Consider the following 25,883-nt stretch of genomic DNA (forward strand, 5'->3'; position numbering starts at 1 on the left):
TGGGGAGGTCCACAAGCGCCGGGCGCCGCGGTGGTCCCGCACGCGGCACCGTGCTCGCCAGCATCGAGCGCATGGACAACCGCGAGGTGGCGTTCGGGCTCTGGTACGACTTCCGCAACCCGGTCGGAGACCGGCCGTTCAGCACCTTCTACCGCCAGGTGCTCGACCAGATCGCGTGGGCCGAGGAGATCGGTCTCGACTCGGTCTGGCTCACCGAGCACCACTTCTGCGACGACGGGTACACGCCGAGCCCGTTCACCCTCGCCGCCGCGATCGGCGAGCGGACCCGGCGGATGCGGGTCGGCACGAACCTCATCGTCTCGCCGCTGCACGACCCGATCCGGCTGGCCGAGGACGCCGCGACCGTCTCGCTGCTCACCGGCGGGCGCTTCGACCTCGGGGTCGGCCAGGGCTACTGGGAGCGCGAGTTCGCGGCGTTCGGCAAGAACATCAAGAACCGCCCGAGCCTGCTCACCGAGGGCGTCGAGATCATCCGACGCGCCTGGTCCGGGTCGACCGAGCCGTACGAGGGCACGCGCTACCGCTTCCCGGGCCTGCCGGTGACGCCGGTGCCCGAGCAGCCCCCGCAGCTGCTGGTCGGGGCCATGGCCGAGCCCGCGATCGAGCGCGTCGCGCGCATCGGCGACGGCTTCCTCTCCACGCAGAACCACCACCACGACATGTACCTCGACGCCCTCGAGCGCCAGGGCACCCCGCGCGAGCAGGGCCGCATCTACGCCGGGCAGTGGGCGCTGATCGCCGAGGACCCCGAGCGCGAGTGGGCGGAGATCGGCCCGCTGGTGCTCGAGCAGCTCAACACCTACATCACCTGGGGCGCGTTCGGGCCGCCCGACGTCGTGCCGCGCTTCGAGGACCCGGACCAGATCGTGGCCGCCGGCGCCTTCACGCTGTGGGACCCCGCGACGGCGGTCGACGAGCTCACCGCGCTGCTCACCGCGCGCCCGCAGATCCGCGACGTGCACTTCTGGGCGCAGCTGCCCGGCGAGTCCGTCGACCACGGGTCGCGGCGCATCGAGCTGCTGGCGACGCAGGTGGCGCCGGCCGTGCGACAGCGTCTGACGGCCGGGGCCATGGCGTGACGCTGCTCGTCACCGCCTTCCTCGACCGCGCCCGCGACCACCACCCCGACCGCGAGATCGTCGACTACCTCGACGGCGCCTGCGTCCGGCGCAGCACCTACCGCGAGTACGACGCGCGGGTGCGCCGGCTCGCGGGCGCGCTCGTGGCGCTCGGCGTGCGCCCCGGCGACCGGGTGGCGACGCTCGCCGGCAACCACCACCGCCACCTCGAGCTCTACCTCGCGATCCCGCTGGCCGGGGCGGTGCTGCACACCGTCAACCTGCGGCTCGCCCCCGACGAGATCGCCTACGTCGTCGACCACGCCGACGACACCCTGCTGTTCCTCGACGCCGCGCTGCGCCCGGCCGCCGCCCTCGCCCGGGCGGCCCGGCCGGGCATGCGCGTCATCGCCCTGGACGGCGACCCCGAGCCGGGCGAGCTGCGCTACGAGGACCTCGTCGGCGGCGGCACGGAGATCGACGGGCCCCCGCCGCGCGACGAGGACGACCTCGCCGCCCTCTGCTACACGACCGGCACCACCGGCGCGCCCAAGGGCGTCGGCTACTCGCACAAGGCCCTCGTCCTGCACACGATGGCCGCGGGGCTCGCCGACGGGCACGCGATCAGCCGTCGCGACCGCGTCGTGCACCTCGTCGCGATGTTCCACGCCAACGCCTGGGGCGTCCCGTTCGCGGCGCTCATGGCCGGCGCCGACCAGATCCTGCCGGGCCCGTCCCCGCGCGTCGCCGACGTCGCCGCGATCATCGAACGGGAGCGCGCCACGTACCTCGGCATGGTCCCGACGCTCGCCGTCGACCTCGTCGCGCACGCCCGGCGCACCGGCGCCGACCTGCGCAGCCTGCGGGCCCTGGTGCTCGGCGGGTCCACCCCGAGCCGCGAGCTGATCCGGGCGATCGAGGAGGACCTCGGCGTGCCGGCGTTCCAGGGCTGGGGGATGACCGAGACCTCCCCGATGGCGACGTTCTCGCGGCCCGAGCCCGACGCGCCACCGGCCGAGCGGTACGCGCAGATCCAGATGCAGGGACGCCTGCTGCCCGGTCTGCGGTGGCGGCTGGTCGACGAGGACGGCGCGACCGTCCCGCACGACGGCGTCTCCCGCGGGGAGCTGCTGCTGCGCGGGCCGTGGGTCGCGAGCTCCTACTACCGCGGCGAGCGCCCCGAGGCCTTCGTCGACGGCTGGCTGCGCACCGGCGACGTCGCGACGATCGACGCCGACGGGCGGCTGCGGGTGGTCGACCGCACCAAGGACCTCATCAAGAGCGGCGGCGAGTGGATCAGTTCGCTGGCCCTCGAGGCGGTCCTGCTCGAGGCGCCCGGCATCGCCGACGTCGCCGTGGTCGCGGTGCCGCACGAACGCTGGCAGGAGCGTCCGGTCGCCGTGGTGGTGCCGGCCGCTCCCGACCTCGACCCGCACGCGGTCCTCGCCGCGCTCGACGGCCGGGTGCCGCGCTGGTGGCGCCCCGACCGCGTCGAGGTCGTCGACACCCTGCCGCGCACCAGCGTCGGGAAGGTCGACAAGCGCGGGCTGCGCGAGCTCCTTGGAGGAACCCACAACGCCGCGGGCGCCGACGGCTCCCGGGTCCCTGTCGAACCTTCCTAGGTTCCGGCGAGCACACGACCAGCACCGGGAGGACGACGTGGGACACCTCGAGGTCGAGGACGGGCGGCGGATCTACTTCGAGCACCACGCGGGCACGAAGCAACCGGTGGTCCTGGTGCACGCGTGGGGGCTCACGGCGCACTCGTGGGACACGGTGGCGCCGGCGCTCCAGGCTGACGGGCACGAGGTCGTGCTGCTCGACTCGCGCGCCTGCGGGCGGTCGGACAAGGACTTCGCCGACGTCTCGATCGCCGCGATGGGTGCCGACGTCGCACGTCTCTGCGAGCACCTCGGGCTGCAGCGTCCGGTCGTCAACGGGTGGTCGCTCGGCGGGGCGATCGCCGTCGACGCCGTCGCCCGGCTCGGGTCGGCCGCGGCCGGGCTCGTCCTCACCGGAGCCGCCACCCCGCGCTACACCGCCGCGCCGGACTGGCCGCACGGCGGCAGCCCCGACGACGTCGAGGCGGTGCTCGCCGGTGCCGCCGCGGACCGCGCGACGACCTTCAAGGGCGTCGCGCAGGCGGTGTGCGCGGTGCCCGTGAGCAGCGACGTCGTCGACTGGATGTGGGGCATGTTCCTCGAGAACGGCCCGCGCGCCGACGACTCGCTGCGCGACCTCGCGAACCTCGACCAGCGGAAGACGATCAGCACGCTCGAGGTGCCGGTGCTGAGCCTGCACGGGCGCAACGACGGCTTCGTCGCGTTCTCCGGCGCCGAGGCCGCGATCGACCTCTACCAGGACGCGCGCCTCGTCCCGTTCGACGGCGTCGGCCACGCCCCGCACCTCGAGGACCGCGAGACCTACCTCGCCGAGCTGCGCGGATTCCTGGAGACGACGGGCCGGTGACCGTGACCGGGGGGTGGCTGGTCACCGGGGGCACCCGGGGCATCGGGCGGGCGGTCGTCGACCACGTCACCAAGGCCGGCGGCGCCGTCGCCGTCCTCGCCCGCACGCCGGCCGCGGAGCCGTACGCCGCCGACGACGTCCTGGAGATCCCGACGGACGTCACCGACGGCGCCTCGGTCGACGCCGCCCTGACCCGGGCCCGCGAGCACCTCGGGCGCGTCGACGTCGTCGTCAACTGCGCCGGGGTGCACCGCGGCGGGCGCATCGCCGACCTCGCGCGGCACCGCTGGGACGAGGTGCTGGCGACCAACCTCACCGGCGCGTACGAGGTCTGCCACGCCGCGGTGCCGCACTTCGCGGACGGCGCCGCGATCGTCAACGTGGGGGCGGTCGTCGGGTTCCGCGGCTTCCCCGGCGACAGCGCCTACGCCTCGGCGAAGGCGGGCCTGGCGGGCCTGACCCGGTCGCTGGCCGTGGAGCTCGCGCCGGCGGGGGTGCGGGTCAACCTCGTCGTCCCGGGGTTCGTCGACACCGCGATGACCGCGGGCCTGTCGTCGACGGCGCGGAGACGGATCGTCGCCGCGATCCCGGCGGGACGGACCGGCAGCGCCGAGGAGATCGCCGACGTCGTCGTCGCCGTGGCCGGCGCGACGTACATGACCGGCGCGGTCGTGCCCGTCGACGGCGGGCTGATGGCGACGTTCGGCGGGACGGGATGAGTGCCCTTGTGCGGACCTCCAACGGTGACGGGTCCGTGACGTTCCGTCGCCCGCCCGTCGTTCCTAGCGTCCGCGCCATGAGCACCGACACCGCGACCCAGAGCCAGGCCGAGGCCAACAAGGCCGTTGTCACCGAGTTCATGGAGGTGTTCTCGCGCGGGGACGTCGACGCGATCCTCGCGTTCCTCACCGACGACGCGACGTGGTGGGTCGCGGGCACGATCGACGGCATCTCGGGGGAGAAGGACAAGGCCGCCTTCGGCGAGATGCTCGCCGGCCTTTCCACGCTGTCGACGACCGGCGCGATCGGCCTGACCCCGAAGGCGCTGACCGCCGAGGGCGACCGGGTGGCCGCGGAGACCGAGTCGTACGCCGAGCTCACCAACGGCCGCGTCTACAACAACCACTACCACTTCGTCTTCGAGCTCTCCGACGGCCGCATCCGCCGCGTCAAGGAGTACCTCGACACCGAGCACACCCGCTCGGTCTTCCTCGGCTGACCGTCACCCCCCACCAGGAGGTACATCCATGGACGTCGGCGTCCTGCTCGTCTTCCAGAACTGGTTCGCAGACAAGACCGACGAGGAGGTGTTCCGCTCCGACGCCGAGCTCGGGGTGCTCGCGGAGCAGTACGGGTTCGACTCGGTGTGGTCGGCCGAGCACCACTTCGACGACTACTCGATGTGTCCCGACAACCTGCAGATCATGTCGTACCTGGCCGGTCGCACCGAGCGGATCAAGCTCGGCACCGGCGCGGTGATCCTGCCGTGGAACGACCCGCTGCGGGTGATCGAGAAGGTCATCATGCTCGACCAGCTCTCGGACGGGCGCGTGCTGTTCGGGATGGGCCGCGGCCTGGCGAAGATGGAGTACGAGGCCTTCCGGGTCGACATGGGCGAGGCGCGCGGACGCTTCGACGAGGCCGCCCCGATGATCATCAAGGGCTTGCGGGACGGCATCGTCGAGCACGACGGGACGCACTACCACCAGCCGCGCACCGCCGTCCGGCCCGGACCGAGCCGCTCGCTGGACGGCCGCCTGTTCGGCGTCGCGATGTCGCCGGACTCGATCCCGGCGATCGCGTCGCTGCCGGTGCAGATGATGACGTTCATGCAGTACGACATCGGCACGCACGCGCAGGCGATCGACCGGTGGCGCGGGCTGCACCGCGAGCACCACGGCACCGAGCCCGGCCCGCCGCTGCTCCAGGACTTCACGTACTGCCACGAGGACCCGGACGAGGCGAAGGCGATCGCCCACGAGTACATCTCGCGGTACTTCCTGTCGGTGATCAAGCACTACGACTTCGCCGGCTCGCACTGGCGCGAGACCCCGGGCTACGAGGCCTACCAGGTCGGCGCGGACATGATCCGCGAGGCCGGCATGGAGACCGCGGCGACCGCGTACGTCGACGCCAACGTCTACGGCACGCCCGAGCAGATCATCGGCAAGTACGAGGAGCGGCGCGACGCGGTCGGCGACTTCATGGCCAACCTGGCCTTCTCCTACGCGGGCCTGCCCTACGAGAAGGTGCACGCGAGCATGAAGCTGTTCGGGGAGAAGGTCGTGCCCGAACTGCACAAGATGCGCACCAAGACGCCCGCCGCCGTCTGAGGTGACCCCTCCCGTTCGGCGCGTCCCGCAGGGCACACTCGGCCTGCGGACGCGTCGACGGGGAGGCGGTACCGGCATGGGTGGTCTCGCCGTCGCGCGCCCGGACGCCCACGACGGCCCCCGGGAGCGCGAGGTCATCGCCGCCTTCGCCGACATCACCACCGAGGCCATCACCGCCACCCGCCTCGAGGACCTCCTCGCGCTCGTCGGGCAGAAGCTCTGCCTGCTGCTCGGCGTCGGCCGCTGCTCGGTCTACCTGCGCCAGGACGACGGGCGGTTCCGCGGCGCCGCGGGCTGGTGCGGCGACGACGGCAACATCAGCGCGGCGGTGCAGGCCCAGGAGGCCGGCATCCCCGGTGACGCCTTCAGCCGCGAGGTCATCCGCAGCGCCGCGCCGGTGCTCATCACCGACGTCGCCAACGACCCGCGCCCGCACCGCCGCACCATGGAGCACTGGGGTGTGCGGGCGATGCTCGGCGTGCCGCTGGTGTTCGACGGCGACGTCATCGGGCTGATCTTCGTCGACAACGTCGCCCGCGACCACACCTACACCGACGACGAGATCTCCCTCGGCGAGCTGTTCGGGGGCCTCGCGGCGCTGGTCATCCGCCAGGCGCTGCAGGCCGCGCGGCTCGCCGCGCAGGCCGAGGAGCTCGACCGGCAGAAGCGCATGCTCGAGTTCCTCGCCGACGTCCACGCGCGGCTGACCGGCGCGGTGCTCGAGGGCGCCGACATCCGCGCGGTCGTCGAGCTGCTGAGCGACCTCGCCGCCGCCCCGGTCGCCCTGCTCGACGAGGACTTCGCCGTCCTGACCTGGACCGCGCCGAGCGCCCTGCGCACCGGCCCGCCGGCGATCGGGGAGCGCGCGCGGGACCGGCCCGCGCTGCGCACGGCGCTCACCGAGCTCTCCGCGGCGCGGCCGAGCACGGTGCTCGAGCCGTCGTCGCCGACGGGGCTGGGCCGCCGGCACGTCGTCTGCCGCCTGATCGTGGAGGGCCGCCCGAGCGGTTACCTCGTCGTCGTCGAGGCCGGGCGCGCGCTCGGCGACCTCGACACCAAGCTCGCCGAGCGCGGCGCCACCGTCCTCGCGCTGCAGGTGCTCTCCGAGCGGCGCCAGATCGAGGCCGAGGGCCAGGCCCGCGACGACTTCCTCTCCGACCTGCTCAACAACCACCGCGACGTCACCCAGCTCGCGCGCCGGGGCCTGCCGTTCGGCGTCGACCTCACCGAGCCCCACGTCCTCGTGCGGCTGACGGTGGAGAGCGGGGAGGGCCACCCGCACGCCTCGGTCGCGCGCCGCCTCGTCGTCGGCGACCTCGCCCGGCGCCTGGGCACCGACGAGCCGCCCGCGACGACGCTGCCCGGCGCGGTGGTCGTGCTGGTGCGGCTCGGCGAGGTGTCGACGCCCGACGAGGTGCGCGCCCACGTCGCCGCGGTCGCCGACGCCCTCGTGCTGCGCGTGCGCATCCGCGGCGCGGTGGTCTCGGCGGTGTGCCGCGAGCCCGAGGAGTTCCCGCGCGCCCACCGCGAGCTGCGCGAGATCGAGGAGCTGGCGCGGTCGTTCGGCTGGTCGCGCCGGGTGGTGACGGTCGACGAGCTGGGCCTGTTCCGGGTGGTCGTGTCGAGCGGGCGGGTCAAGGAGGCCGTGCGGTTCGCCGACGAGCTCGTCCGCCCCGTGCGCGACCACGACGGCGCCGACGGGGCGCTGCTCCCGACCTGGCGCGCGTTCCTCGCGGCGGAGGCGCGCGTGCAGCGCGCGGCGTCCGACCTCGGCGTCCACGAGAACACCGTGCGCTACCGCCTCGGGCGCATCCGCGAGATCACCGGGCGGGACCCGGCGGCGCTGGACACCCTGCTCACCGCGCGCGTGGCGTTCCAGATCCTCGAGCTCGCCGGGTGGTTCCGCGGCTAGCTGGCGGTCAGCTGCGCCGACGGCCCGACCTGACGCTCCCAGCGGTTCAGGGCCTCGACGAAGTAGTAGTCGCCGAACATGATCCCCGAGTCGGCCTGGCCCTCGGGCAGGTTCTGCGTGCCGTGGAGCAGGATCGAGCGGAACGGGGTGTCGCGTGCCAGGTAGGCGGGCGTCGACAGCGACGCGAGCATGCCGCGGGCGCCGTCGACGTCGGCGGACTTCTTCGCCGGGTCGGCGTCCAGCTCGTTCATCGCCAGCAGGGCGCTCGCGGTGATCGCCGCGGCCGAGGTGTCGCGCGGCTCGGGCGGCGCCTGCGGGACGTCGAAGTCCCAGTACGGGACGCGGTCCGGGGGCAGGTGGCCGAGGAACCAGTCGGCGGTGCGGTGCGCGGTCTCGAGGTAGGCCGGGTTCTGCGTGTAGCGGTAGGCCATGGCGAACCCGTAGGCCGCCCACGCCTGCCCGCGCCCCCACGTCGAGTCGTCGCGGAACCCCTGCATCGTGTACGTGCGCTGCAGGGCGCCGGTGCGCTGGTCGTAGCCGCCGAACATCGACGTGCTGCCGTCGGGGCGCACGAGGTCGCGCATCGTGCGGTCGGCGTGGCGGTTCGCGATGTCGGCGTACTGCGGGCGCCCGTTCTGCGCGGCCCAGTACAGGAGCTCCAGGTTCATCATCGCGTCGATGTTGACCTGGTACTTCTCCTCGTCGTCGCGGTCGTCCCAGACGCGGATCATGCCGACGGTGGGGTTGAACCGGGACGCGAGCGTGTCCGCGGCGGCGAGCGCGGTCTGCTTCGCGCCCTCGTCGCCGGTGAGCTCGTGGTCGACCGCGAACGTCATGAACATCTTGAAGCCGAGGTCGGTGTCGTCGTGCGTGGTCTCCGGCGCCAAGGGTGCCTGCCAGCGCTCGGCGCGCTCACGCCACACCGGGTCCCGGGTGCGCTCGTAGACCCGCCAGAGGGCCGCGGGCAGGAAGCCGGCGGTCCAGTCGTCGGCCTCCTTGGTCAGCCACGTCCCGTCCGGGTTCGTGCGGACCGGGTAGGCCGGCGGCGCCAGCGTGTCGGCCGTGGCGGCGAGCTGGGCGTCGGCGAAGGCGAGGACGTTCCCGTCCGCCGGGGCCGCGGCGCGCGCGTCACGGGCCTCGGCGGCCGGCTCGGGCTGCGCCGCGGGCGGCGGTGGTGAGCTGCACCCCGCCGCCACGGCGGCCACCAGCGCGACGACGATCCAGGTCCTGCGTGACGCCATGGGCGAACCCCCCCGGTCGCTCCGACCGGCTCGAACGGGCCGGTCAGGCGCGGGACGCTAACAACAGGCGGAGGCTCAGCTCGCGAGGGGCGAGCGGCGCTGCTGCGGGGCCTCGGCCCCGGCCGGCGCGTCCACGCTGCGGCTGCGCTGCATGGGGATGCTCGCGACGATCGCGGAGCGGCGGCGGGCGCGCTGCACGGCGGCGGCGCGGTCGGCCTCCTCGCGCCACGCGTCGACGGCCTGCTGGTCGCGCGTGCCCCGGCGAGCCATGCTCACCAGCGGCGTGACCACCCAGGCACCGGCACCGATGCCCACCGCACCGACGGCAGCCAGAACGCTCATGATTTCCCCCGACGATCCCCGACGTTCCCCCGATGGGACGTGCTGCATGGTCGTCGCAGCTCAGAGCCCCGTCGTTATCGGCGGTGCGCCACGCCACCCGAACGGTTGAAACCTGGACGTCCAGGTGGCCGGAAAGCGATCGACGTGCACGGAAAGCTGGGGGGCGTGACGCTCCCCGACGCCGTGCGTGTGCTGCCCGTCGACTCCGTGATCGAGTCCGTGGTCGACGCCGTCATCGGTGACGCGCGGGTCGTCGCGATCGGCGAGAACAACCACGGCATCCGCGAGTTCGGCGAGCTCCGCGCGCGGCTCGCGCTCCACCTGGTCCGCGAGCGGGGGTTCCGGGTCGTCGCGCTGGAGTCCGGGTTCGCCGAGGGCTCGCTGGTCGACGACTGGGTGCAGGGCGGCCCGGGGGCCTGGGACGACCTGGCCCGCGACGGCTTCACCTTCCGCGCCGGCGACCACGCCGAGATGCGCTCGCTGCTGGAGGAGCTGCGGGCGCACCCGGGGCCGGTGCGCTTCTCCGGGCTGGACGTCCCGGGCTCGGGCGGTTCGCCGGACGCGGCGCTGCGGCGGCTGCGCGAGCTCGTCCCCGCCGACGTCGTCGACCGCGCCCGGGAGGCGACCGCGCCCTACGCGTCGGCGAACAACGGCCTCGCGCCCGGGCGGTGGTCGGCGCTGGACACCGCGACCCAGGACGCCGCGACGACCGCGCTGGCGCGGCTGCTGCTGCGGGCCTCGGGTGACGACCTCGCCCGGCACCTCGCGCTCGGGGCCCTGCGGCTCGACGAGCAGCTGCGCGAGTTCGCGGTGCTGTTCGCGCCGGACCCGCCGTCGCGGGTGGTGTCGTCGCGCGACGCGTACATGGCCGAGACCGTGCACTTCCTGCGCCGCTCCGGCGAACGGATCGTGCTGCTCCTGCACAACGGGCACGCCCAGCGCGTCCCGTTCACCTTCCTGCCCGGGGTGAGCGCGCCGTCGACGGGCACGCTGCTCGCCGAGTCCCTGGGTGACGACTACGTCGTCCTCGGGCTCACGGCGCTCGCCGGCTCGACGACGGGGCTCGCCCTCGACGACACCGCGCGCCACGGCATCGTGCTCTCGTCCGAGCCGCTGGGCGAGCCCGCGCCCGACAGCGTCGAGCAGGCGGTCGCGGACGCCGGGCTCGGCGCGGACCCGGTACTGCTCGACCTGCGCGCGGCCCGGGGCCTGCCGGGGCCGGGCAGCATCCGGCACGCGACGACCCACATCCCCGTCGACGTCGCCGCCGGCTACGACGCGGTGTTGTGCCTGCCGACGCAGTCGGTGAGCGGGGCGCCGGGGCCCTCGGAGTGATCACGGGCGACGTCATCCACCTGAGCGTGTCGGCGAGGTGCATGAGGACGCCCGTGATCCGCGGACGGGGCGCCGCGCGGGCGCGCGGGAGGGTCCGGTCGCTTTCGTGAGATTGCTTCGGACATCGAAGCGTCTCGGTGGAAGAGCCTCGGTCCTCGGGCGCCGACGGTGTGCGGACGCGGCCCGGGGCGGCGGCTCGGCCCGTCCGCGTCAGAGGCCGCTGACGACGAGCACCAGCACCAGGCCCGCCACGACGAGGCACACGAGCACGAGCGCCGCGAGGGCGAGGGCGAGGGTCGACCGCGGGGGTGCCGGCGGCGGAGTGGGCGACGCCGGGGGGTCCACCCACCGCCCGCCCTGCCGCGCCCGGGGGATCTCGAGCGACACCGTGGGGGTGTCGACGAAGTGGTCGCGCGGCAGCCGCGACGGGGGCGGAGACAGGGCCATGCCCGTCTTGTCGCTTCCCGGCCGTTGAACGTTGCACTTCGCTCGCGATCGATCACGCCGCGTGCGGAGATTGAACGGCGGCGCCCGAGGACGTGCGCGCCGCGGCCTACAGCACCCGCGAGCAGCAGCGTCGCGCCCGCCTCGACCAGGAGGACGAGAGCGCCGCGGTGGACGAGAGCAGCTGACCCCTCACGCGGGAAGGGGCCGCCGGCGCCGGAGGGACCGGGTGGCCGCGGGCGGGGACGCGCTCACCGGGGTGAGCACGACGCCCAGCGCGGCCAGGTCGTCGGCGAGCCAGCCCAGCCGGCCCCACGCGTCCGCGAGCCGGGCCGTCTCGTGCGGGTGCTCGCGCCGGCCCGGCGCGGCGGCGAGCGCGCGGAAGGCGCGGTCGACGAAGTCGGCGGGGATCGCCAGGACACCCGCCGGCGTGCGGCCCTCGGCCAGCGCGCGGGCGACATCCGCGTAGCCGTCGGCGAGGGCGTGCGCGTCGTCGCGCAGGAGGTCGACGAGGTCGGGCCAGCGGCCGGGGAGCCAGGGCCCGGCGGGGTCGACGTCGTCCAGCGAGGTCCGCGCGCTGCGGACGGCGCGGTGCACCACGCCGAGCACGACGAACCAGTCGACGTCGCCCTCGTGGCGGGCGCGTCGCTCGGAGCGGTACTGCAGGAACGTGGCCTCGAAGAGCAGCAGCCAGTGCTCGGCGGGCTTCAGGCGCGCGGCGACCTCCTCGCGGGTGCCGGTGCCCGCCAGCCACGACGAGGACGCGGCGACGAGCGCGGCGGTCTCGCGCAGGCACCGGGCGGCGTCGCGGCGGACCTCGCCGTGCCCGCCGGCCGGCCACACGGCCGCGCCGACGCCGATCCCGACCGCCGCGCCGACGGCGACGTCGAGGAGCCGCACCCCCGCGAGCGACGGGCCCGTCGGCGCGAGCTGGGCGAACAGGACGGCGACCAGCACCGTGAAGCTCGCCTGCCCCGCGATCATCCCGAGCACCTGGCCCGCGGCCACCGCGACCACGCACAGCACGGGGAAGAGCACCGCGTAGACGACCGTGTCGGGACCCGCGAGCGCGAGCAGCACGCCCGCGAGGACCGCGCCGAGCGCCGTCCCGACGACGGCGGGCACGAGCGTGGCGCGCGTCGAGAGCACCGACGTCCGCATGAGCGTCAGCGTCGCCAGCAGCACCCACAACCCGTGGGAGAGGTCGAGCGCACCGGCCACGAGCCGGGCCAGCGCGAGGCCGACGCCCAGCCGCAGCGCGTTCTGCAGGTACACCGACCGCAGGGAGAGGTGGGCGTGGACCCGGCGCCACCACAGCGTCACGGTCGGCGCGGTCGCCCACCACGAGAGCTCCGCGGCCGCGGGGGAGCAGGAGCCGCGCGGGTTCACGACGATCTCCGCCGCCTGGAGGACCACGCGGGCCGCCGCGAGCGTCTGGCCCACGACCACCGCCGCCCGCGCGTGCGCGACCGCGTCGTCACCGTCGTCGAGCAGGGCGATCGCGTCGAGGCGACGCTGGGTGTAGGCGACGCGCTCGGCGTCGAGCTCCTCGACGGCGGGCACCGCGCCCCGCCCGCGCAACGCGTCCGCCGTGCGGCGCAGCGTCTCCGCGGTCTCGCCGAGGGTCGTCCCGGCGTCGACGGGGACCGCGTCCGCGCTGGCCGACAGCAGCGCCTCGACGCGCCCCTGGACCCCCCGCAGCGCGGCGCCGAGGTGGGCGAGCCCGCGGTCCTCGAGGCTCGGGCCGGTCGGGCGCCCCTCCCACGGCGTGCCCGACAGCTTCAGCCGGTCGGCGGCGTGCGCGGCCGCGGCCCGGCGTGCGGGGAGCACGGCCGTGTTCCCCGCCCCGATGGCCTCGAGCATCGTGGCGAGCGCCCGCGCCGCCGCGGCCGCGCGGTGGGCGTAGGTCTCGACCGGGCGAGGCGGCCAGAGCGTGCGGTCGGCGACCGCGAGCAGCCCCACCCCGAACACGAAGCCGAGCACGCGCGCGGGCAGCGTGTCCGGGGCGAACGGCGGGAACGACGGCAGGATGTAGATGAGCTGCAGGCCGTTGGCGACGCCGGCGAGGCGAGGCCCGCCGACCGCGATGAACGCGACGGACACGCCGACCACGAGCATCCCGATCGACGCCATGACCGTGCTGCCGGCGAGCAGCGTCCCGATCGTGAGCAGGACCGTGCCGACGACGAGGCAGCCCATCAGCGTGCGCGTGCGCTGCCGCGGCGTCCCGACGACCTGCGACAGCACCCCGAAGCCGATCGCCCCGAACACCGCGTAGGTGGCGGCGGTCGGGCTGCCGAAGCCGTACCGGCACACCATGAACACGACGGTGGCGACGACGCCGACGCGCAGCGCCCGGCGGCACGCGGCGAGCCCCGGGTCACGCCGCAGGAGCCAGCGCAGACCCCGGCGACCGGCCATCGTCGCAGTGTGCCGTGACGGCGCCCGGCTGCCCAGGGCCGACCAGTGCACCCGGCGGCTCAGCGAGCCCGGGGACGGGAGCCGGTGCCGCGCCTGATCACGCGTTCCGACGTCGACGCCGCCGGGGCCGGGGCCGGGGTCGGTGTCGGCTCCGGGGCCGGTTCCGGCGCGGCGCTCTCCCGCGGCACCCGGCCGCGGGGCAGGCAGCACTTCTTGTACTTGGTGCGCGACCCGCACCAGCACGGGTCGTTGCGCCCCGGCGGCCACGCGAGCGCGGTGCCGACGGGGTCGGCGTCGCTCGTGTCGTCGAGCATCGCGGCGACCATCGCCGGCGTCGCGACCTCGACCACGAGCGCGTCGCCCTCGGCGTCGGCGGCCTGCAGCTCGCTCTCGACGAGCGCGCGGTGGGCGTCCCAGTCCCGCCCGAACTCGTCGGCGAGGTCCGGCTGGGCGGCGAGGAGCCGGGTGTGCTCCGCCTCCGGGAGGAACACCAGGTCCGGCGCGGCGTCCATCTCGTCGACGAGGGCGTCGTACTCGTCGGGCGGGAGCCCGAGGTCGGCGCGGACGGTGCGCCGGTGCCCGAGCAGCTCGTCGACCAGGTCCGCGGCGTCGAGCTGCTCCTCGGACCCTTCGGTGAGGCGTTCCTCCCGCTCGATCATGGTGATCATCGCCGCGCTGAGCCACTGCTCGGCGATCTCGCCGCGCCCGTTCTCGGTGAGCGCGTCGCTGATCGGCCGCACCGCGCGCGGCTCGCGGAGCAACAGGGGACGCAGCGTCGCCAGCTCGGCCATGCCCTCGTCCTCGCGCCCGAGGCGCAGCAGGCGCTCGGCGTGGCCGCCCCGGATCCAGTACGCGTCGAGCGTCTCCGCGCCGGCCGCGACCGAGCGGGCCGAGAGCTCGACGGCCCGGTCGTGGTCGCCGGCCTGCTCGCGGGCCTCGGCGGCCATGCTCAGCGCGTAGCCGGCGTCCTCAGGGTCCGCGAGCCGCCCCTCGTCGACGGCGGACACCAGCTCGTCGGCGTACGGGCGCGGATCCCGCGCACGGACGGCGTCGGCGCCGAGCCCGTCGAGGTCCGTCGTCGTCAGGAGCGAGGCCACCAGCCAACGGTAGGCCCCGCTCCCGACGGCGGTCAGGCCGGCAGGTCGACGAGACCGGCCAGCACCGAGCGGTGGTGGTCGGCCGAGCCGAGGACCAGGGCGTCGGCGCGGGCGCGCTTGAGGAACAGGTGCGCCGGGTGCTCCCAGGTGAACCCGATGCCGCCGTGCAGCTGCAGGCCGTCCTCGGCGGCGAGCAGGGCGACCTCGGAGCAGTGCGCCTGCGCGACCGCGGCGGCGACCGGCAGATCCGGCGAGACGTCCGCGGCACACCGCGCCGCGTACCGGGCCACCGCGCGGGCCTGGGTGATCGCGACCCAGAGGTCGGCGAGCCGGTGCTTGAGCGCCTGGTAGGACGCGAGCCGGCGGCCGAACTGGTGGCGGTCGCGCAGGTAGGCGACGGTGTCGGCGAGGCAGCGCTCGGCGAGCCCGAGCTGCTCGGAGGCCAGGATCGCGGCGCCGACCTGCAGGGCGTGGTCCACGTCGGCGGCCACGACGCGGCCGGGTGCCCCGTCGAAGGTGATGTCGGTGAGGCGCCGGGTCATGTCCAGCGACTCGGACGTCGTGCGCGTGACGCCGTCGCCGTCGGCCTCGACGATCGCGATCCCGCCGTCGACGGGGACCAGGAGCACGTCGGCGGTGACCGCGTCGACGACGGCGGTGACGGTGCCCTGCAGGAGATCCCCCGCGCCCTGGCGCTCGACGGTGACCGGCACCGGCCGTCCGGCGCCGTGGGTGGCGCCGACGACGAGCACGGCGGTGCGCTCGCCCGCGGCGACGGCGGCGAGCAGGTCGTCCTCGGTCGTCCCCGCCAGGAGCGCGGTGGCGACGACGGTGCCCAGGAACGGCACCGGTGCCACGGCGCGGCCGAGCTCCTCGGCGACGACGGCGGCCTCGCGCCACGAGGCGCCGGCGCCGCCGCGCTCCTCGGGCACGGCGAGCCCGGCCACGCCGATCTCCTGGGTGAGCCGCTTCCAGAGGTCGGTGTCGACAGGCCCAGAAGGATCGTCACTGTCGGTGTCGGTGCGCCGGAGTACGGCGTCCCAGGGCGCCTGCTTGTCGACGAGCGCGCGGACGCTGGCGCGCAGGTCGTCCTCGACGTCGGAGTAGAGGAGGTCGCCGGTCTCGGGGGTCGTCACGGTCATCGGGGCAGGTCCTTCCACGGCACGTCCTTGTCGGCGCGGGCCTCGGCGGGCAGGCCGAGCACGCGCTCGGCGACGACGTTGCGCAGGATCTCGGACGTGCCGCCCTCGATCGAGTTGGCGCGGAAGCGCAGGTAGCGCCAGCCGGCGTCACGGCTGCCGTAGTCCTCGACCTCGGGGCGGCGCTCGGTGTAGTCGGGGTAGCGCAGGCCGTCCTCGCCGCGCAGCTCGAGCTCGAGGCTCGAGCACTCCTGGTTGAGCCCGGCGTAGGTGATCTTCACGCCGGAGCCCTCGGGGCCGGGCTGGCCGGCGGCCTGCTGCTGGCCGAGGCGCTCGGCGGTCAGGCGGGCCGCCTCGGTGCGGACCCACAGGCGCAGCATGCGGTCGTGCAGCCCGGGCGTGTGCGCCTCCGGGTGCTCGCGCCACCGCGTCGCCAGCGCGCCGACGGCCCCGCTCTCGCGCGGGAGCGTGCCGCCGCCGATGGCGACGCGCTCGTTCATCAGCGTGTACTGCGCGACGGCCCAGCCCTGGCCGACCTCGCCGAGGCGCTGGTCGTCGGGGACGCGGACGTCGGTCAGGAAGACCTCGTTGAACTCCGCCTCGCCGGTGATCTGGCGCAGCCCGCGCACCTCGACACCGGGCGCGGTCATGTCGACGACGAAGTAGGACAGGCCCCGGTGCTTGACCGCCTCGGGGTCGGTGCGGGCGAGCAGGATGCCCCAGCGGGCGTGGTGGGCCATGGAGGTCCACACCTTCTGCCCGTTGAGCACCCACCCCTCGCCGTCGCGGACGGCGCTGGTGCCGACGCCCGCGAGGTCGGATCCCGCGCCGGGCTCGCTGAACAGCTGGCACCAGATGTCCTCGCCGGTCCACAGCGACGGCAGCCAGCGCTCCTTCTGCGCGTCGTCGCCGAAGCGCAGGATCGTCGGCGCGGCCATGCCGAGGCCGATGACGTTGAGGCGCGGCCGGTTCTCCGGCGCGCCCGCCCGTGCGAAGGCGGCGTCGACGGCGGTCTGCAGGCCGTTCTCGGCGCCGAGCCCCCCGAGACCGGCCGGGTAGTGCACCCAGGCCAGCCCGGCGGCGAAGCGCTCGCGGAGGAACTCGGCGGAGTCGGTGGTCGATGGGTCGTGCTCGGCGAGGAACTCCTCGACCCGCCGCGCGAGGGCGGCGGCGTCCGGAGGGCTGTCCGTGGTCGTCACCCCTGCACCCTCCGTCGGTCGGGCCGTCCTTGTCGAGACGGGAGGCACGGTGGGCGTGATCGCTTCGGGTGCTCCGTCGGGGCGATGTGGTCGACCGGCGGGAGCACCCGGGCCGATCATGCCGCGGCGGCGACCGCCTCGGTGATCGTCGCGAGGACGGCGTCGGGGTCGCCCTCGAGGTCGTGCCAGGTCACCCGCAGCACCGTCCATCCGGCGAGGACCAGTGCGTTCTGTCGCGCGTGGTCCCGGCGGAAGGCCGGCAGATCGCGGTGGTAGGCCCAGCCGTCGACCTCGACGAGCACGCGAGCACCGGGGAAGGCGACGTCGAGCAGGGCCACGCCGTACCGCGGCACCACGACGCGGTACTCGGCACTCCAGCCGGTGACACCCGCCGTGCGCAGGAGCTGGTGCAGGCGCCGCTCGGCCTCCGACCGCGCACCTCCGGCGGCGAGCGCGAGCAGACGGGCCACCGTGCGCGAGCCCGGCCGGCCGAGACGCGCGCGGTGGGCGCGCAGCAACGCCTCGAAGGTCACCCGCTCGGCGAGCAGGGCGCGGTCCATGAGCTCGGCGCCCCGCCGCAGCCCCAGCTCGGCGGCCGCGTCGACCACGGCGTAGGCCTTCGACACCACTGGGACGCCGTCGACCGTGCTGCGCCGCCCGAGCACGACCCGTCGCACCACCCGGACGCCGCGGCGGGAACGGACGCGGCGATCCGCCGGCACCGCGAAACGGAGGACCTCGGGCGGCTCGTCGAGCAGGCGCCACCACCACGCCGCACCGGCGCCGATCAGGGTCGCGGAGCCGCCCAGCCACAGCGACGCCGCGCGCAGGCGCGCCCGCGGACCGAGGGCGTGTGCCGCGGACAGGTAGACGCCCGGCCAGAGCAGCGTCCAGATCCCGCGGGCCAGGCGGTGCTTGATCGCCGCGCGGGAGAGGCCGCAGGCGAGGGCCTGCGCGCGGCTGACCACCCCGTCCTGGCGGCGGAGGAGGGCGGCGAGGTCGGTCTCGGTGTCCATACCGGGTTGGACGCAGCTCGCCGTCCCCCGGATCCCCCGGATTCCCGCCGTGATCGCCCCGGGTGCTCCTGCGGGTCGACGTCATCGCCCCGACGGAGCACCCGGAGCGATCACCCTGCGCACCGTCCGCCGATCACTCGCACGGGTGTTGTCCCGATCACGCGGGCAGGGCTCCGCGGGGCCGGTCGGTCGCCGCGCGCGACGACCGCACTCATGACGCGGTTCGGGTGGCGACGACCCCATCGGGTGAAGATCGCGGGTTCTCGCGACACGTCTCCGGGGGTCGCGCGTCGGATCGGATCCGGACGACGCGATGACGCCACATCGTGTCCGCGTGTCGCCGTTCTGTTACCCCGAACGGACGCCGCGAAAGCGCACTGAGCGCATCTCGTTACGACGACCGGCTGTAGCGCCCTCCCTCGTTCGCCCGATGCGACTTCCAGAACCTCCGGGGTCGTCGACCACCGGGAGCGAGGAGGGGTGTTGATGAGCAGCGAAGCGGAGGTCGTGCGGTCCGTCCCGGGACGGGCCGCGGCGACCCCAGGGGGGTGGCCGGTCGCCGTGGCCGACCGCCCGGCGCGGCACCGCCACCGCCGGGTCCTGCGGCGCGCGGCGGTCGTGCTCGACGCCGTCACGGTCACCGCGGTCGCGGGCGGCGCCCTCGCCGTCGCCGGCGCGACCCCCACGACCCTGGGTCTGGCGGGCGCGACCGTCGTCGCCGAGCTGGGCGGCCTCGCCGCCGCCCGCGCCTGGGACGCCACCGCGATCGGGGCCGGCAGCACCGAGTTCTCCCGGCTGGCCCGCGGCACCGTCAGCGCGACCGTCGCGATCGCCCTGCTCGCCCTCGTGCTCACCGCGAGCGGCGCGGACCCGGTCGGGCACGCCTGGGCGCTGCTCGCGGTCCCGGCGACCGGGGTGGCCGCGGTGCTCGGCCGCATCGCCCTGCGCCTCGGCGTCGCCCGCGCGCGCCGGAAGGGCCGCCTCACCGCCCGCGTGCTCGCGGTCGGCACCCCGGCGGCCGTCGCCGACCTCGCCGCCCGCACCCGCCGCGTCCCCGGGCACGGCTGGGAGGTCGTCGCCGCCTGCACCGCCACCGGGGCGGGCAGGGACATCGCCGGCGTCCCCGTCGTCGGCGACCTGGACGCCGTCGCCGCCGAGGTCCACCGCACCGGCGCCGAGGTCGTCGCCGTCGCCCCGTCCCCCGGCTGGACCCCGCGGCGCCTGCACGAGCTGGCCTGGCGCCTCGAGGGCCTCGACGTCGACCTCGTCGTCGACCCGGGCCTCATGGAGATCGCCGGGCCGCGGCTGCACGTCGCGCCCGTCGACGGGCTCCCGCTGCTGCGCCTGCGCCCGCCGTCGTTCCGGGGCGGCCCGCACGCGGCCAAGGCGGTGGTCGACCGCGTCGCCGCGGCGCTCGCCGTCACCCTGCTCGCGCCGGTGTTCGTCGTCGTCGCGGTGCTCGTGCGCCGCGACGGCGGCCCGGTGTTCTACCGCCAGGTCCGGATCGGCCGCGACGGCCGCCCGTTCGCGATGGTCAAGTTCCGCTCGATGGTCGTCGGCGCCGACCGCGTCCGCCCCGAGGGTGAGCACGACGGCGCCGGGCCCCTGTTCAAGCTGCGCGCCGACCCGCGCGTCACCCCGATCGGCACCGTCCTGCGGCGCTGGTCGCTCGACGAGCTCCCGCAGCTGTTCAACGTCCTCGGCGGCTCGATGTCGCTGGTCGGGCCGCGGCCGCCGCTGCCCGAGGAGGTCGGCGCCTACGCCGAGGACGCCCGCCGGCGGCTGCTCGTCCGGCCCGGGCTCACCGGGCTCTGGCAGGTCAGCGGCCGCTCGGACCTCTCGTGGGAGGACACCGTGCGCCTCGACCTGCGCTACGTCGAGAACTGGTCGCCCGCCCTCGACCTGCTGATCCTCGCCCGCACCGTCACCGCCGTCGTCAGCGCCCGCGGCGCGTACTGACAGGAGCACCCCGTGAACGTCCTGATCATCGGCCTCAACCACGCCCCGGAGACCACCGGGATCGCCCCCTACACGACCGGCCTCGCGCAGATGCTCGCCGCGGACGGCCACGCGGTGCACGTCGTCACGGGGATGCCGCACTACCCGCAGTGGCGCGTCGCCGACGACTACCGCGACGCCCGCCGGACCCGCCGCGAGCGCGACGGCGCCGTGCGCGTCACCCGCGTGCCCCACCCCGTGCCCGCCCGCCCGACCGGTGCCTCGCGCATCGGCATGGAGGCGGTGTTCGCCCTGCGCGCGGCGATGGTGCGCGGGCCCCGCCCCGACGTCGTGATCGCCGTCAGCCCGGCGCTGCTGAGCGTGGGCGCGGCGCGCTGGGTCGCCCGCACCTGGGGGCGCGGCTGCCCGGTCGGCGTCGTCGTCCAGGACCTCTACGGCGCCGCGGTGGCCGAGGCCGGCGCGCTCGGCGGCAAGGGCGCCGGCGCGGTCGCACGCCTCGAGCACCGCCTGCTCGCCGGCGCCGACGGCGTCGTCGCCGTGCACGACGTCCTGCGCGACGCGCTGCTGCGCACCGGCCTGCCGACCGAGCGCGTCACGACGATCCGGAACTGGACGCACCTCGACGAGCAGGCGACACCGGATGTCGCCTCCGCCCGCCGCGCGCTCGGCTGGCCGCAGGGCGAGGCCGTGGTGCTGCACGCCGGCAACATCGGCGCCAAGCAGGGCCTCGACGGCGTCGTCGAGGCCGCGCGCCTGGCCGACGCGCGCGGGCTGCCGCTGCGGTTCGTGCTGCTCGGCGACGGCAACCAGCGCGCCCGGCTGGTCGAGGCCGCCCGGGGCGTCGAGCGCTTCACGGTGGTCGACCCGCTGCCCGCCGACGCCTTCCGCACCGCCCTCGCCGCCGCGGACGTGCTGCTGCTGCACGAGCGTCCCGAGGTCGCCGAGATGTGCGCGCCGAGCAAGCTGACCAGCTACTTCGCCGCCGGCCGCCCCGTGCTCGCCGCGACCGGCGAGCGCAGCGCCGCCGCCCGCGAGGTCCGCGCCGCCGGCGCGGGCCCGATCGTGCCGCCCGGCGACCCGGGCGCCCTCGTCGAGGGCGCGCTGGCGCTGGTCGCCGACCCCGACGCCGGCGCCCGCCACGCGGCCTCGGCCCGCCGCTACGCCACCGGCTCCTACGGCGCCGACGCCGCCCACGCTCGCTACGGGGCCTGGGTCCGCGACCTCGCCGCGCGCCGCCTGCCCGTCCCGCCCGCCACCGACGTCCTCGCCCTCCAGGAGATCTCGTGACCCGCAAGACCGCCTTCATCACCGGCATCACCGGTCAGGACGGCTCGTACCTCGCCGAGCTGCTGCTCGCGAAGGGCTACGAGGTGCACGGCCTGCTGCGCCGCTCGTCGTCGTTCTCCACCGGCCGGCTCGACCACCTCTACGTCGACCCGCACGAGGAGGACGTCCGGCTGTTCCTGCACTACGGGGACCTGACGGACTCGTCGCGACTGGTCACGCTGCTCTCCCGCATCCGGCCCGACGAGGTCTACCACCTGGGCGCGCAGTCCCACGTCCGCGTCAGCTTCGACGAGCCCGAGTTCACCGGCGACACCACGGGTCTGGGCACGATCCGGCTGCTCGAGGCGATCCGCATGATCGGGCTCGACACGCGCTATTACCAGGCGTCGAGCTCGGAGATGTTCGGCGCGACGCCGCCGCCGCAGAACGAGGCGACGCCGTTCCACCCGCGCAGCCCGTACGGCGCGGCGAAGGTCTACGGCTACTGGGCCGCGCGGAACTACCGCGAGGCCTACGGCATGTACGCGGTGAACGGGATCCTGTTCAACCACGAGTCCCCGCGCCGCGGCGAGACCTTCGTGACCCGCAAGATCGCCCGCGCCGCCGCCCGCATCGCGCTCGGCCACGAGCGGCTGCTGCACCTGGGCAACCTCGACGCCGTGCGGGACTGGGGCTTCGCGCCCGAGTACGTCGAGGGCATGTGGCGGATGCTGCAGGCCGACACCGCCGACGACTACGTGCTCGCCACCGGCACCGCCTACACCGTCGGCGACTTCGTCCGGCTCTCCTTCGACCACGTCGGCCTGGCGTGGACCGACCACGTCCGCTTCGACGAGCGCTACCTGCGCCCCAGCGAGGTCGACGCGCTGATCGGCGACGCGTCGAAGGCCCGCGACGCCCTCGGCTGGACGCCGCGGACGTTCACCCCGGAGCTCGCCCGCGTGATGGTCGACGCCGAGCTCGCGTCACTCCAGGGCCCGACGGCCACCGTCACCCCGCTGCCGGTGCTCGGTTTCGACCGGCCCGTCCTCGCCGGCTAGAGCCGGCGCAACCCCACCGACCAGACAAGGACCACCGCCATGGCCGAGAACGGCGCCGGCACCTACGAGCAGATCCTCGCCGACCTCATGGACCGCGAGGTCATCCACCGCCACGACCGCGTCCTCGTGCAGTTCGCCGGGGAGTTCGACCGCGACGTCACCCGCCGCCTCGGGCTCACCCGCGTCACGTTCACCAACCTCGCGCCGGCCTCGGTGTCGAGCCGGCTGCCCGAGGCCCGCACGGCCGACGCGCACCACATGGACGTCCCGGACCGCGGCTACGACCACGTCATCGGGCACGCCGGGCTGCACCACTGCAGCCGGCCGCACGAGGCGTTGCACGAGATGTACCGGATCGCCGCCAAGACCGTCGTGGCCGTCGAGAACCAGGACTCGGGGCTGATGCGCCTCGCCCAGCGCCTGGGCCTCGCGAACTCCTACGAGCTCGAGGCCGTCGCCGACGGCGGCGGGGTCACCGGCGGCGTCGACGGCACCGGCGTGCCGAACCACGTCTACCGCTGGACCCGCCGCGAGGTCACCAAGACGATCGCGTCGTTCGACCCGGGCCGCGACGTGCCGCTCGAGTTCCACGCGCGCTGGCTCATCGGCACCGACCGGGCCCTGACCAGCAGCATGCGCTCGCTGCTCGGGGACAGCGGTTCCGGTCGTGCCGCCCTCGTCGGCGCCGTGAACCTCGCCCTCAACGGCGTCGCCCGCCGCCAGGGCAACATCTTCGGCTTCACCATCCGCAAGGACCTCGCGTCCCCGCGGCCGTGGATGCTCGCCGGGACGGGCGTGGCGGCATGAGACTCCGGGGACGCAAGCCACGCCTGATCGCGGCCGCCGCCGCGACGCTGCTGCCGCACGGCGCCCGCCGGTGGGTGCACACCCGCCTGCTCGGCGCCGAGATCCACCCGACCGCGCGCCTGGGGCGCAGCCTCATCGACGTCGACCGCCTGGTCATGGGCCCGACGTCCCGGATCGCCAGCGCCTCGGTGATCCGCGGCTGCGAGGAGGTCGACCTCGCCCCCGAGGCCGTCATCGGGCCGCTGGTGTGGGTCAACGCCGTCCGCCGCGACAAGCACTACTTCGCCGACCAGCCGCTGCGCCGCCCGGTGCTGCGGTTGAAGCGCGCGGCGCTGATCAGCTGCCTGCACATGGTCGACTGCTGCGACCTCGTCGAGATCGGCCGCTACTCGGGCCTCGCGGGCTTCGGCTCGCAGGTCATGACGCACACGGTCGACATCGTGCGGGTCAAGCAGATCACCAAGCCGGTGATCATCGGCGACCACTCCATGGTCTCCACGAGCTCGGTGCTGCTGCCCGGCGCGGTCGTGCCGGACAACGCCATCGTCTCGGCCGGCTCGGTCGTCAAGGGACCGCTGCCCGAGGGGCACACGCTCTACGAGGGCGTGCCCGCCGCCGCCAAGCGCTCGCTCAACCCGTCCCTGGCCTTCTTCCACCGCGACGTCGCGGACATCCGGTGAGCGCGGGGTCGGGGACCGCCGCCACTGCTTCGGATGAGCCGGCTCCGCCGAGCTCCGCGGCACGTCGTCGTCGTCCCGTCCTCGGAGTGGCCGACCAGCTGCTCAGCTCGGGCACGAACTTCCTCACCGCGTTCGTGGCCTCGTGGGCGCTGGCGCCCGCCGGGTTCGCCACGTTCGTCGTCTCCTACGCCGTGGTCACCGTGGTGCTCGCCCTCGGGCGGGCGGTGATCGGCGAGGTCCTGTTGGCGTACCTGCCGACGGTGGACCGCGCCGACCGGCCGGCGATCGTGCGGTCGTCCACCGGCGCCGCGCTCGTGCTCGGCCTGGCGGGCTCGGCGGTCTGCGTGGCCGGCGGACTCCTCGGGCACGGCACGCTCGCCGGGCTGCTGTGGCTCGCGCCGTGGGTGCCGATCGCCCTCATGCAGGACGCGCGCCGGTTCGTCTTCCTCAGCCAGGGCCGCCCCGGCCATGCGCTCGCCGCGGACGGGGCCTGGGCGGCCGCCCAGGTCGTCGTGCTCGCCCTGCTGGCCGTCGGCGGGCTCGGGTTCAGCGTCGCGGGGCTCGCGACGTCCTGGGGCATCGGGGCGCTGACCGGGCTGGTCGTCGCCGCGGCGATCGGGGGCGGCTCGCTGCGCCCCTGCTGCCCCAAGGCGTGGGCGCGGCGCACCCGGTCGCTGTCCGGGTGGTTCGTGCTCACCTCGGTGCTCGGCCAGTGCGAGATCTACGCGGTGCTGGTGCTGGCCGGCGTCCTGCTCGCCCCGGCCGACGCCGCGGGGCTGCGCGCCGTGCAGCTGCTGGTCTTCCAGCCCACGGCCACGGTCGCGGCGGCGCTGCTGGTGCTCGCCACCCCGCTGGTCGCCGGCGCCGTGTCGCGCCGGGACGTCGAGGCCGCCCGCCACGCGCGGCGCTTCGCCTTCCTCGCCTCGGGGGTGCTCGCGGTCGCGGTGCTGGCGGTGATCCCGCTGCGGCACACGCTGCTGGGGCTGCTGTTCCCGCAGTACACCGCGTTCGCCCCGCTGGTCGTGCCGATCGTGCTGCAGTCGGCGCTCTACGTGCTCGGGGTGCCGTTCCACGCGCAGCTGCGCGGCTTCCACCGGGCGCGGGCGCTGTTCGGGCTGCAGGTGCTGGGCTCGGCGGTCCTCGTCGGGGCCGCCACCACGGGCATGGGCCTCGGCGGCGTCGTCGCGCTGGCCTGGGGGCTCGCCGGCGCGGCGCTGTTCGTCGACCTGGTCCTGCTGTTCGCCACCCCCCACCCGCGGCACGCCGGCCACGGCCACCGGGTCGGCCCGACGGCAGCCCAGCCCACCCCCGAGACCGACCCGGCCGCGGAGCCCGAGCTCGAGGTGGCCCGGTGAGCGCCGCCCTCTCGCGTCGCGCCGTCCTCGGCGGCACCGCCGCGCTCGTCCTGCTCGCCGCCTGCGGGCGGGGGTCGGAGAACGAGGCCCACATGCCGCCGCCCGCCCCGCGGGTGCGGACGGTGTGGCGCGACCACCCCGACGGGCCGATCCCGGCCCGCGGGGACGAGGGGGTGCCGTTCGTCCTGCGCGCGTCCGGGCCGGTCGCCGGACCGGTCGTGCGCGGGGGCGCCCTGGACGCGGGGCTCGGTGACGAGCGCGCCGCGTCCTACGTCAACCAGGACCTCGGCACCGCGGTCCACCGGGTCGGGGCGCGCTTCGGGTTCGTCCCCGGCCCGGGCACCTCCGACGACGGGTCGCTCTGCCTCGCCGCCTGGCGGGGCGCGCTCCCGCCGAGCGACCCCGGTGTCATCGAGGCGCCGGTGCACCTCGTCGCCACGCCGCAGCGCTGGATCCTGTCGCTCGCGGTGGGCTCGCAGCTCGCCGAGATCGCGAGCGGCCGCTTCGACCGGCCGCTGCCGACCGACGGCACCCCGCTGGTCATGGACGTGACGCTCACCGGTGACCGCGCGGAGATCGCGCTGCCCGACGGCACCACGACCTCGGCGCGCGACGCGCGCATCCCGTCCCTGCCGGCGCCGGTCGCCTGCTGGGAGTCCTACCGCCACGCGCCGGGAGGCGCCGCGGTCCGCCTGTACGAGACCTGGGCCGCGTGACCGGCTCCGCCG

The 25,883-nt window shown here is 75.4% G+C and carries 23 protein-coding genes; 15 read left to right on the plus strand and 8 right to left on the minus strand.

Annotated features, from left to right (window positions below):
* Window positions 1–71: 71 nt before the first annotated feature.
* The 7 genes from WCD58_RS15005 to WCD58_RS15035 all read left to right on the plus strand — a co-directional run bounded on the left by WCD58_RS15005 (window position 72) and on the right by WCD58_RS15035 (window position 7,793).
* A complete protein-coding gene (locus tag WCD58_RS15005) occupies window positions 72–1,100 on the plus strand; it encodes an LLM class flavin-dependent oxidoreductase (RefSeq protein WP_337703853.1) in 1,029 nt (342 codons plus the stop codon).
* A complete protein-coding gene (locus tag WCD58_RS15010) occupies window positions 1,097–2,701 on the plus strand; it encodes a long-chain-fatty-acid--CoA ligase (RefSeq protein WP_337703854.1) in 1,605 nt (534 codons plus the stop codon). The genes WCD58_RS15005 and WCD58_RS15010 overlap by 4 nt, the downstream gene beginning before the upstream one ends.
* Before the next feature lie 37 nt (window positions 2,702–2,738).
* Window positions 2,739–3,548 (plus strand): alpha/beta fold hydrolase, encoded by an 810-nt coding sequence (locus WCD58_RS15015; protein ID WP_337703855.1) that lies wholly within the window; start codon window positions 2,739–2,741, stop codon window positions 3,546–3,548.
* A complete protein-coding gene (locus WCD58_RS15020) occupies window positions 3,545–4,267 on the plus strand; it encodes an SDR family NAD(P)-dependent oxidoreductase (protein WP_337703856.1) in 723 nt (240 codons plus the stop codon). The genes WCD58_RS15015 and WCD58_RS15020 overlap by 4 nt, the downstream gene beginning before the upstream one ends.
* A gap of 77 nt (window positions 4,268–4,344) precedes the next feature.
* On the plus strand, window positions 4,345–4,767 hold the full coding sequence (locus WCD58_RS15025) for a nuclear transport factor 2 family protein (protein WP_337703857.1): 423 nt from the start codon (window positions 4,345–4,347) through the stop codon (window positions 4,765–4,767).
* Window positions 4,768–4,795: 28 nt separating this feature from the next.
* Window positions 4,796–5,881, plus strand: a complete 1,086-nt coding sequence (locus tag WCD58_RS15030) for an LLM class flavin-dependent oxidoreductase (RefSeq protein WP_337703858.1) — start codon at window positions 4,796–4,798, stop codon at window positions 5,879–5,881.
* A 76-nt stretch (window positions 5,882–5,957) separates the two neighbouring features.
* A complete protein-coding gene (locus tag WCD58_RS15035; RefSeq protein WP_337703859.1) occupies window positions 5,958–7,793 on the plus strand; it encodes a GAF domain-containing protein in 1,836 nt (611 codons plus the stop codon).
* Here WCD58_RS15035 and WCD58_RS15040 read toward each other — a convergent pair.
* Both WCD58_RS15040 and WCD58_RS15045 read right to left on the minus strand, forming a co-directional pair.
* Window positions 7,790–9,034 carry a glycoside hydrolase family 88 protein gene (locus WCD58_RS15040; protein WP_337703860.1) on the minus strand — a complete coding sequence of 415 codons (1,245 nt, stop codon included), beginning with the start codon at window positions 9,032–9,034 and terminating at the stop codon, window positions 7,790–7,792. The two genes, WCD58_RS15035 and WCD58_RS15040, sit on opposite strands and share 4 nt — an antisense overlap.
* A 75-nt stretch (window positions 9,035–9,109) precedes the next feature.
* Window positions 9,110–9,376 carry a hypothetical protein gene (locus WCD58_RS15045; RefSeq protein WP_337703861.1) on the minus strand — a complete coding sequence of 89 codons (267 nt, stop codon included), beginning with the start codon at window positions 9,374–9,376 and terminating at the stop codon, window positions 9,110–9,112.
* A 165-nt stretch (window positions 9,377–9,541) separates the two neighbouring features.
* On the opposite strand from WCD58_RS15045, the gene WCD58_RS15050 reads away from it, so the two are divergent.
* Window positions 9,542–10,711 carry an erythromycin esterase family protein gene (locus WCD58_RS15050; RefSeq protein WP_337703862.1) on the plus strand — a complete coding sequence of 390 codons (1,170 nt, stop codon included), beginning with the start codon at window positions 9,542–9,544 and terminating at the stop codon, window positions 10,709–10,711.
* Between the two features lie 210 nt (window positions 10,712–10,921).
* Here WCD58_RS15050 and WCD58_RS15055 read toward each other — a convergent pair whose 3' ends face one another.
* From WCD58_RS15055 to WCD58_RS15080, 6 genes are all read right to left on the minus strand, one after another.
* A complete protein-coding gene (locus tag WCD58_RS15055; protein WP_337703863.1) occupies window positions 10,922–11,158 on the minus strand; it encodes a hypothetical protein in 237 nt (78 codons plus the stop codon).
* A 189-nt stretch (window positions 11,159–11,347) separates the two neighbouring features.
* A complete protein-coding gene (locus WCD58_RS15060) occupies window positions 11,348–13,576 on the minus strand; it encodes an FUSC family protein (protein ID WP_337703864.1) in 2,229 nt (742 codons plus the stop codon).
* Between the two features lie 59 nt (window positions 13,577–13,635).
* A complete protein-coding gene (locus tag WCD58_RS15065) occupies window positions 13,636–14,673 on the minus strand; it encodes an SEC-C domain-containing protein (RefSeq protein ID WP_337703865.1) in 1,038 nt (345 codons plus the stop codon).
* Between the two features lie 32 nt (window positions 14,674–14,705).
* Window positions 14,706–15,815, minus strand: coding sequence for an acyl-CoA dehydrogenase family protein (locus WCD58_RS15070; RefSeq protein ID WP_337703866.1), 1,110 nt, complete (start codon window positions 15,813–15,815; stop codon window positions 14,706–14,708).
* Entirely contained in the window at window positions 15,812–17,011 is a 1,200-nt protein-coding gene (locus WCD58_RS15075) for an acyl-CoA dehydrogenase family protein (protein WP_337703867.1), read from the minus strand. Before WCD58_RS15075 ends, WCD58_RS15070 begins: the two co-directional genes overlap by 4 nt.
* A gap of 116 nt (window positions 17,012–17,127) precedes the next feature.
* Window positions 17,128–18,027: a DUF559 domain-containing protein gene (locus tag WCD58_RS15080; protein ID WP_337703868.1), complete on the minus strand. Its 900-nt coding sequence runs from the start codon at window positions 18,025–18,027 to the stop codon at window positions 17,128–17,130.
* 486 nt (window positions 18,028–18,513) lie between these two features.
* Between WCD58_RS15080 and WCD58_RS15085 the strand changes: the two genes are divergently transcribed.
* From WCD58_RS15085 to WCD58_RS15115, 7 genes are all read left to right on the plus strand, one after another.
* Window positions 18,514–19,986, plus strand: a complete 1,473-nt coding sequence (locus WCD58_RS15085; protein ID WP_337703869.1) for a sugar transferase — start codon at window positions 18,514–18,516, stop codon at window positions 19,984–19,986.
* Between the two features lie 12 nt (window positions 19,987–19,998).
* Window positions 19,999–21,273 carry a glycosyltransferase family 4 protein gene (locus WCD58_RS15090; protein WP_337703870.1) on the plus strand — a complete coding sequence of 425 codons (1,275 nt, stop codon included), beginning with the start codon at window positions 19,999–20,001 and terminating at the stop codon, window positions 21,271–21,273.
* Complete coding sequence (gene gmd, locus WCD58_RS15095; RefSeq protein ID WP_337703871.1) at window positions 21,270–22,313, plus strand: GDP-mannose 4,6-dehydratase; 1,044 nt, start codon at window positions 21,270–21,272, stop codon at window positions 22,311–22,313. Before WCD58_RS15090 ends, gmd begins: the two co-directional genes overlap by 4 nt.
* Before the next feature lie 39 nt (window positions 22,314–22,352).
* On the plus strand, window positions 22,353–23,120 hold the full coding sequence (locus WCD58_RS15100) for a class I SAM-dependent methyltransferase (protein WP_337703872.1): 768 nt from the start codon (window positions 22,353–22,355) through the stop codon (window positions 23,118–23,120).
* Complete coding sequence (locus WCD58_RS15105; protein ID WP_337703873.1) at window positions 23,117–23,800, plus strand: hypothetical protein; 684 nt, start codon at window positions 23,117–23,119, stop codon at window positions 23,798–23,800. Before WCD58_RS15100 ends, WCD58_RS15105 begins: the two co-directional genes overlap by 4 nt.
* An 86-nt stretch (window positions 23,801–23,886) precedes the next feature.
* Window positions 23,887–25,155, plus strand: coding sequence for an MATE family efflux transporter (locus WCD58_RS15110; protein WP_337703874.1), 1,269 nt, complete (start codon window positions 23,887–23,889; stop codon window positions 25,153–25,155).
* Entirely contained in the window at window positions 25,152–25,871 is a 720-nt protein-coding gene (locus WCD58_RS15115; RefSeq protein WP_337703875.1) for a hypothetical protein, read from the plus strand. Before WCD58_RS15110 ends, WCD58_RS15115 begins: the two co-directional genes overlap by 4 nt.
* The last annotated feature ends 12 nt before the right edge of the window (window positions 25,872–25,883 follow it).

Origin of the sequence: Actinomycetospora flava (genome assembly GCF_037400335.1) — a bacterium.
In the GTDB taxonomy this organism is placed as follows: Bacteria; Actinomycetota; Actinomycetes; order Mycobacteriales; family Pseudonocardiaceae; genus Actinomycetospora; species Actinomycetospora flava.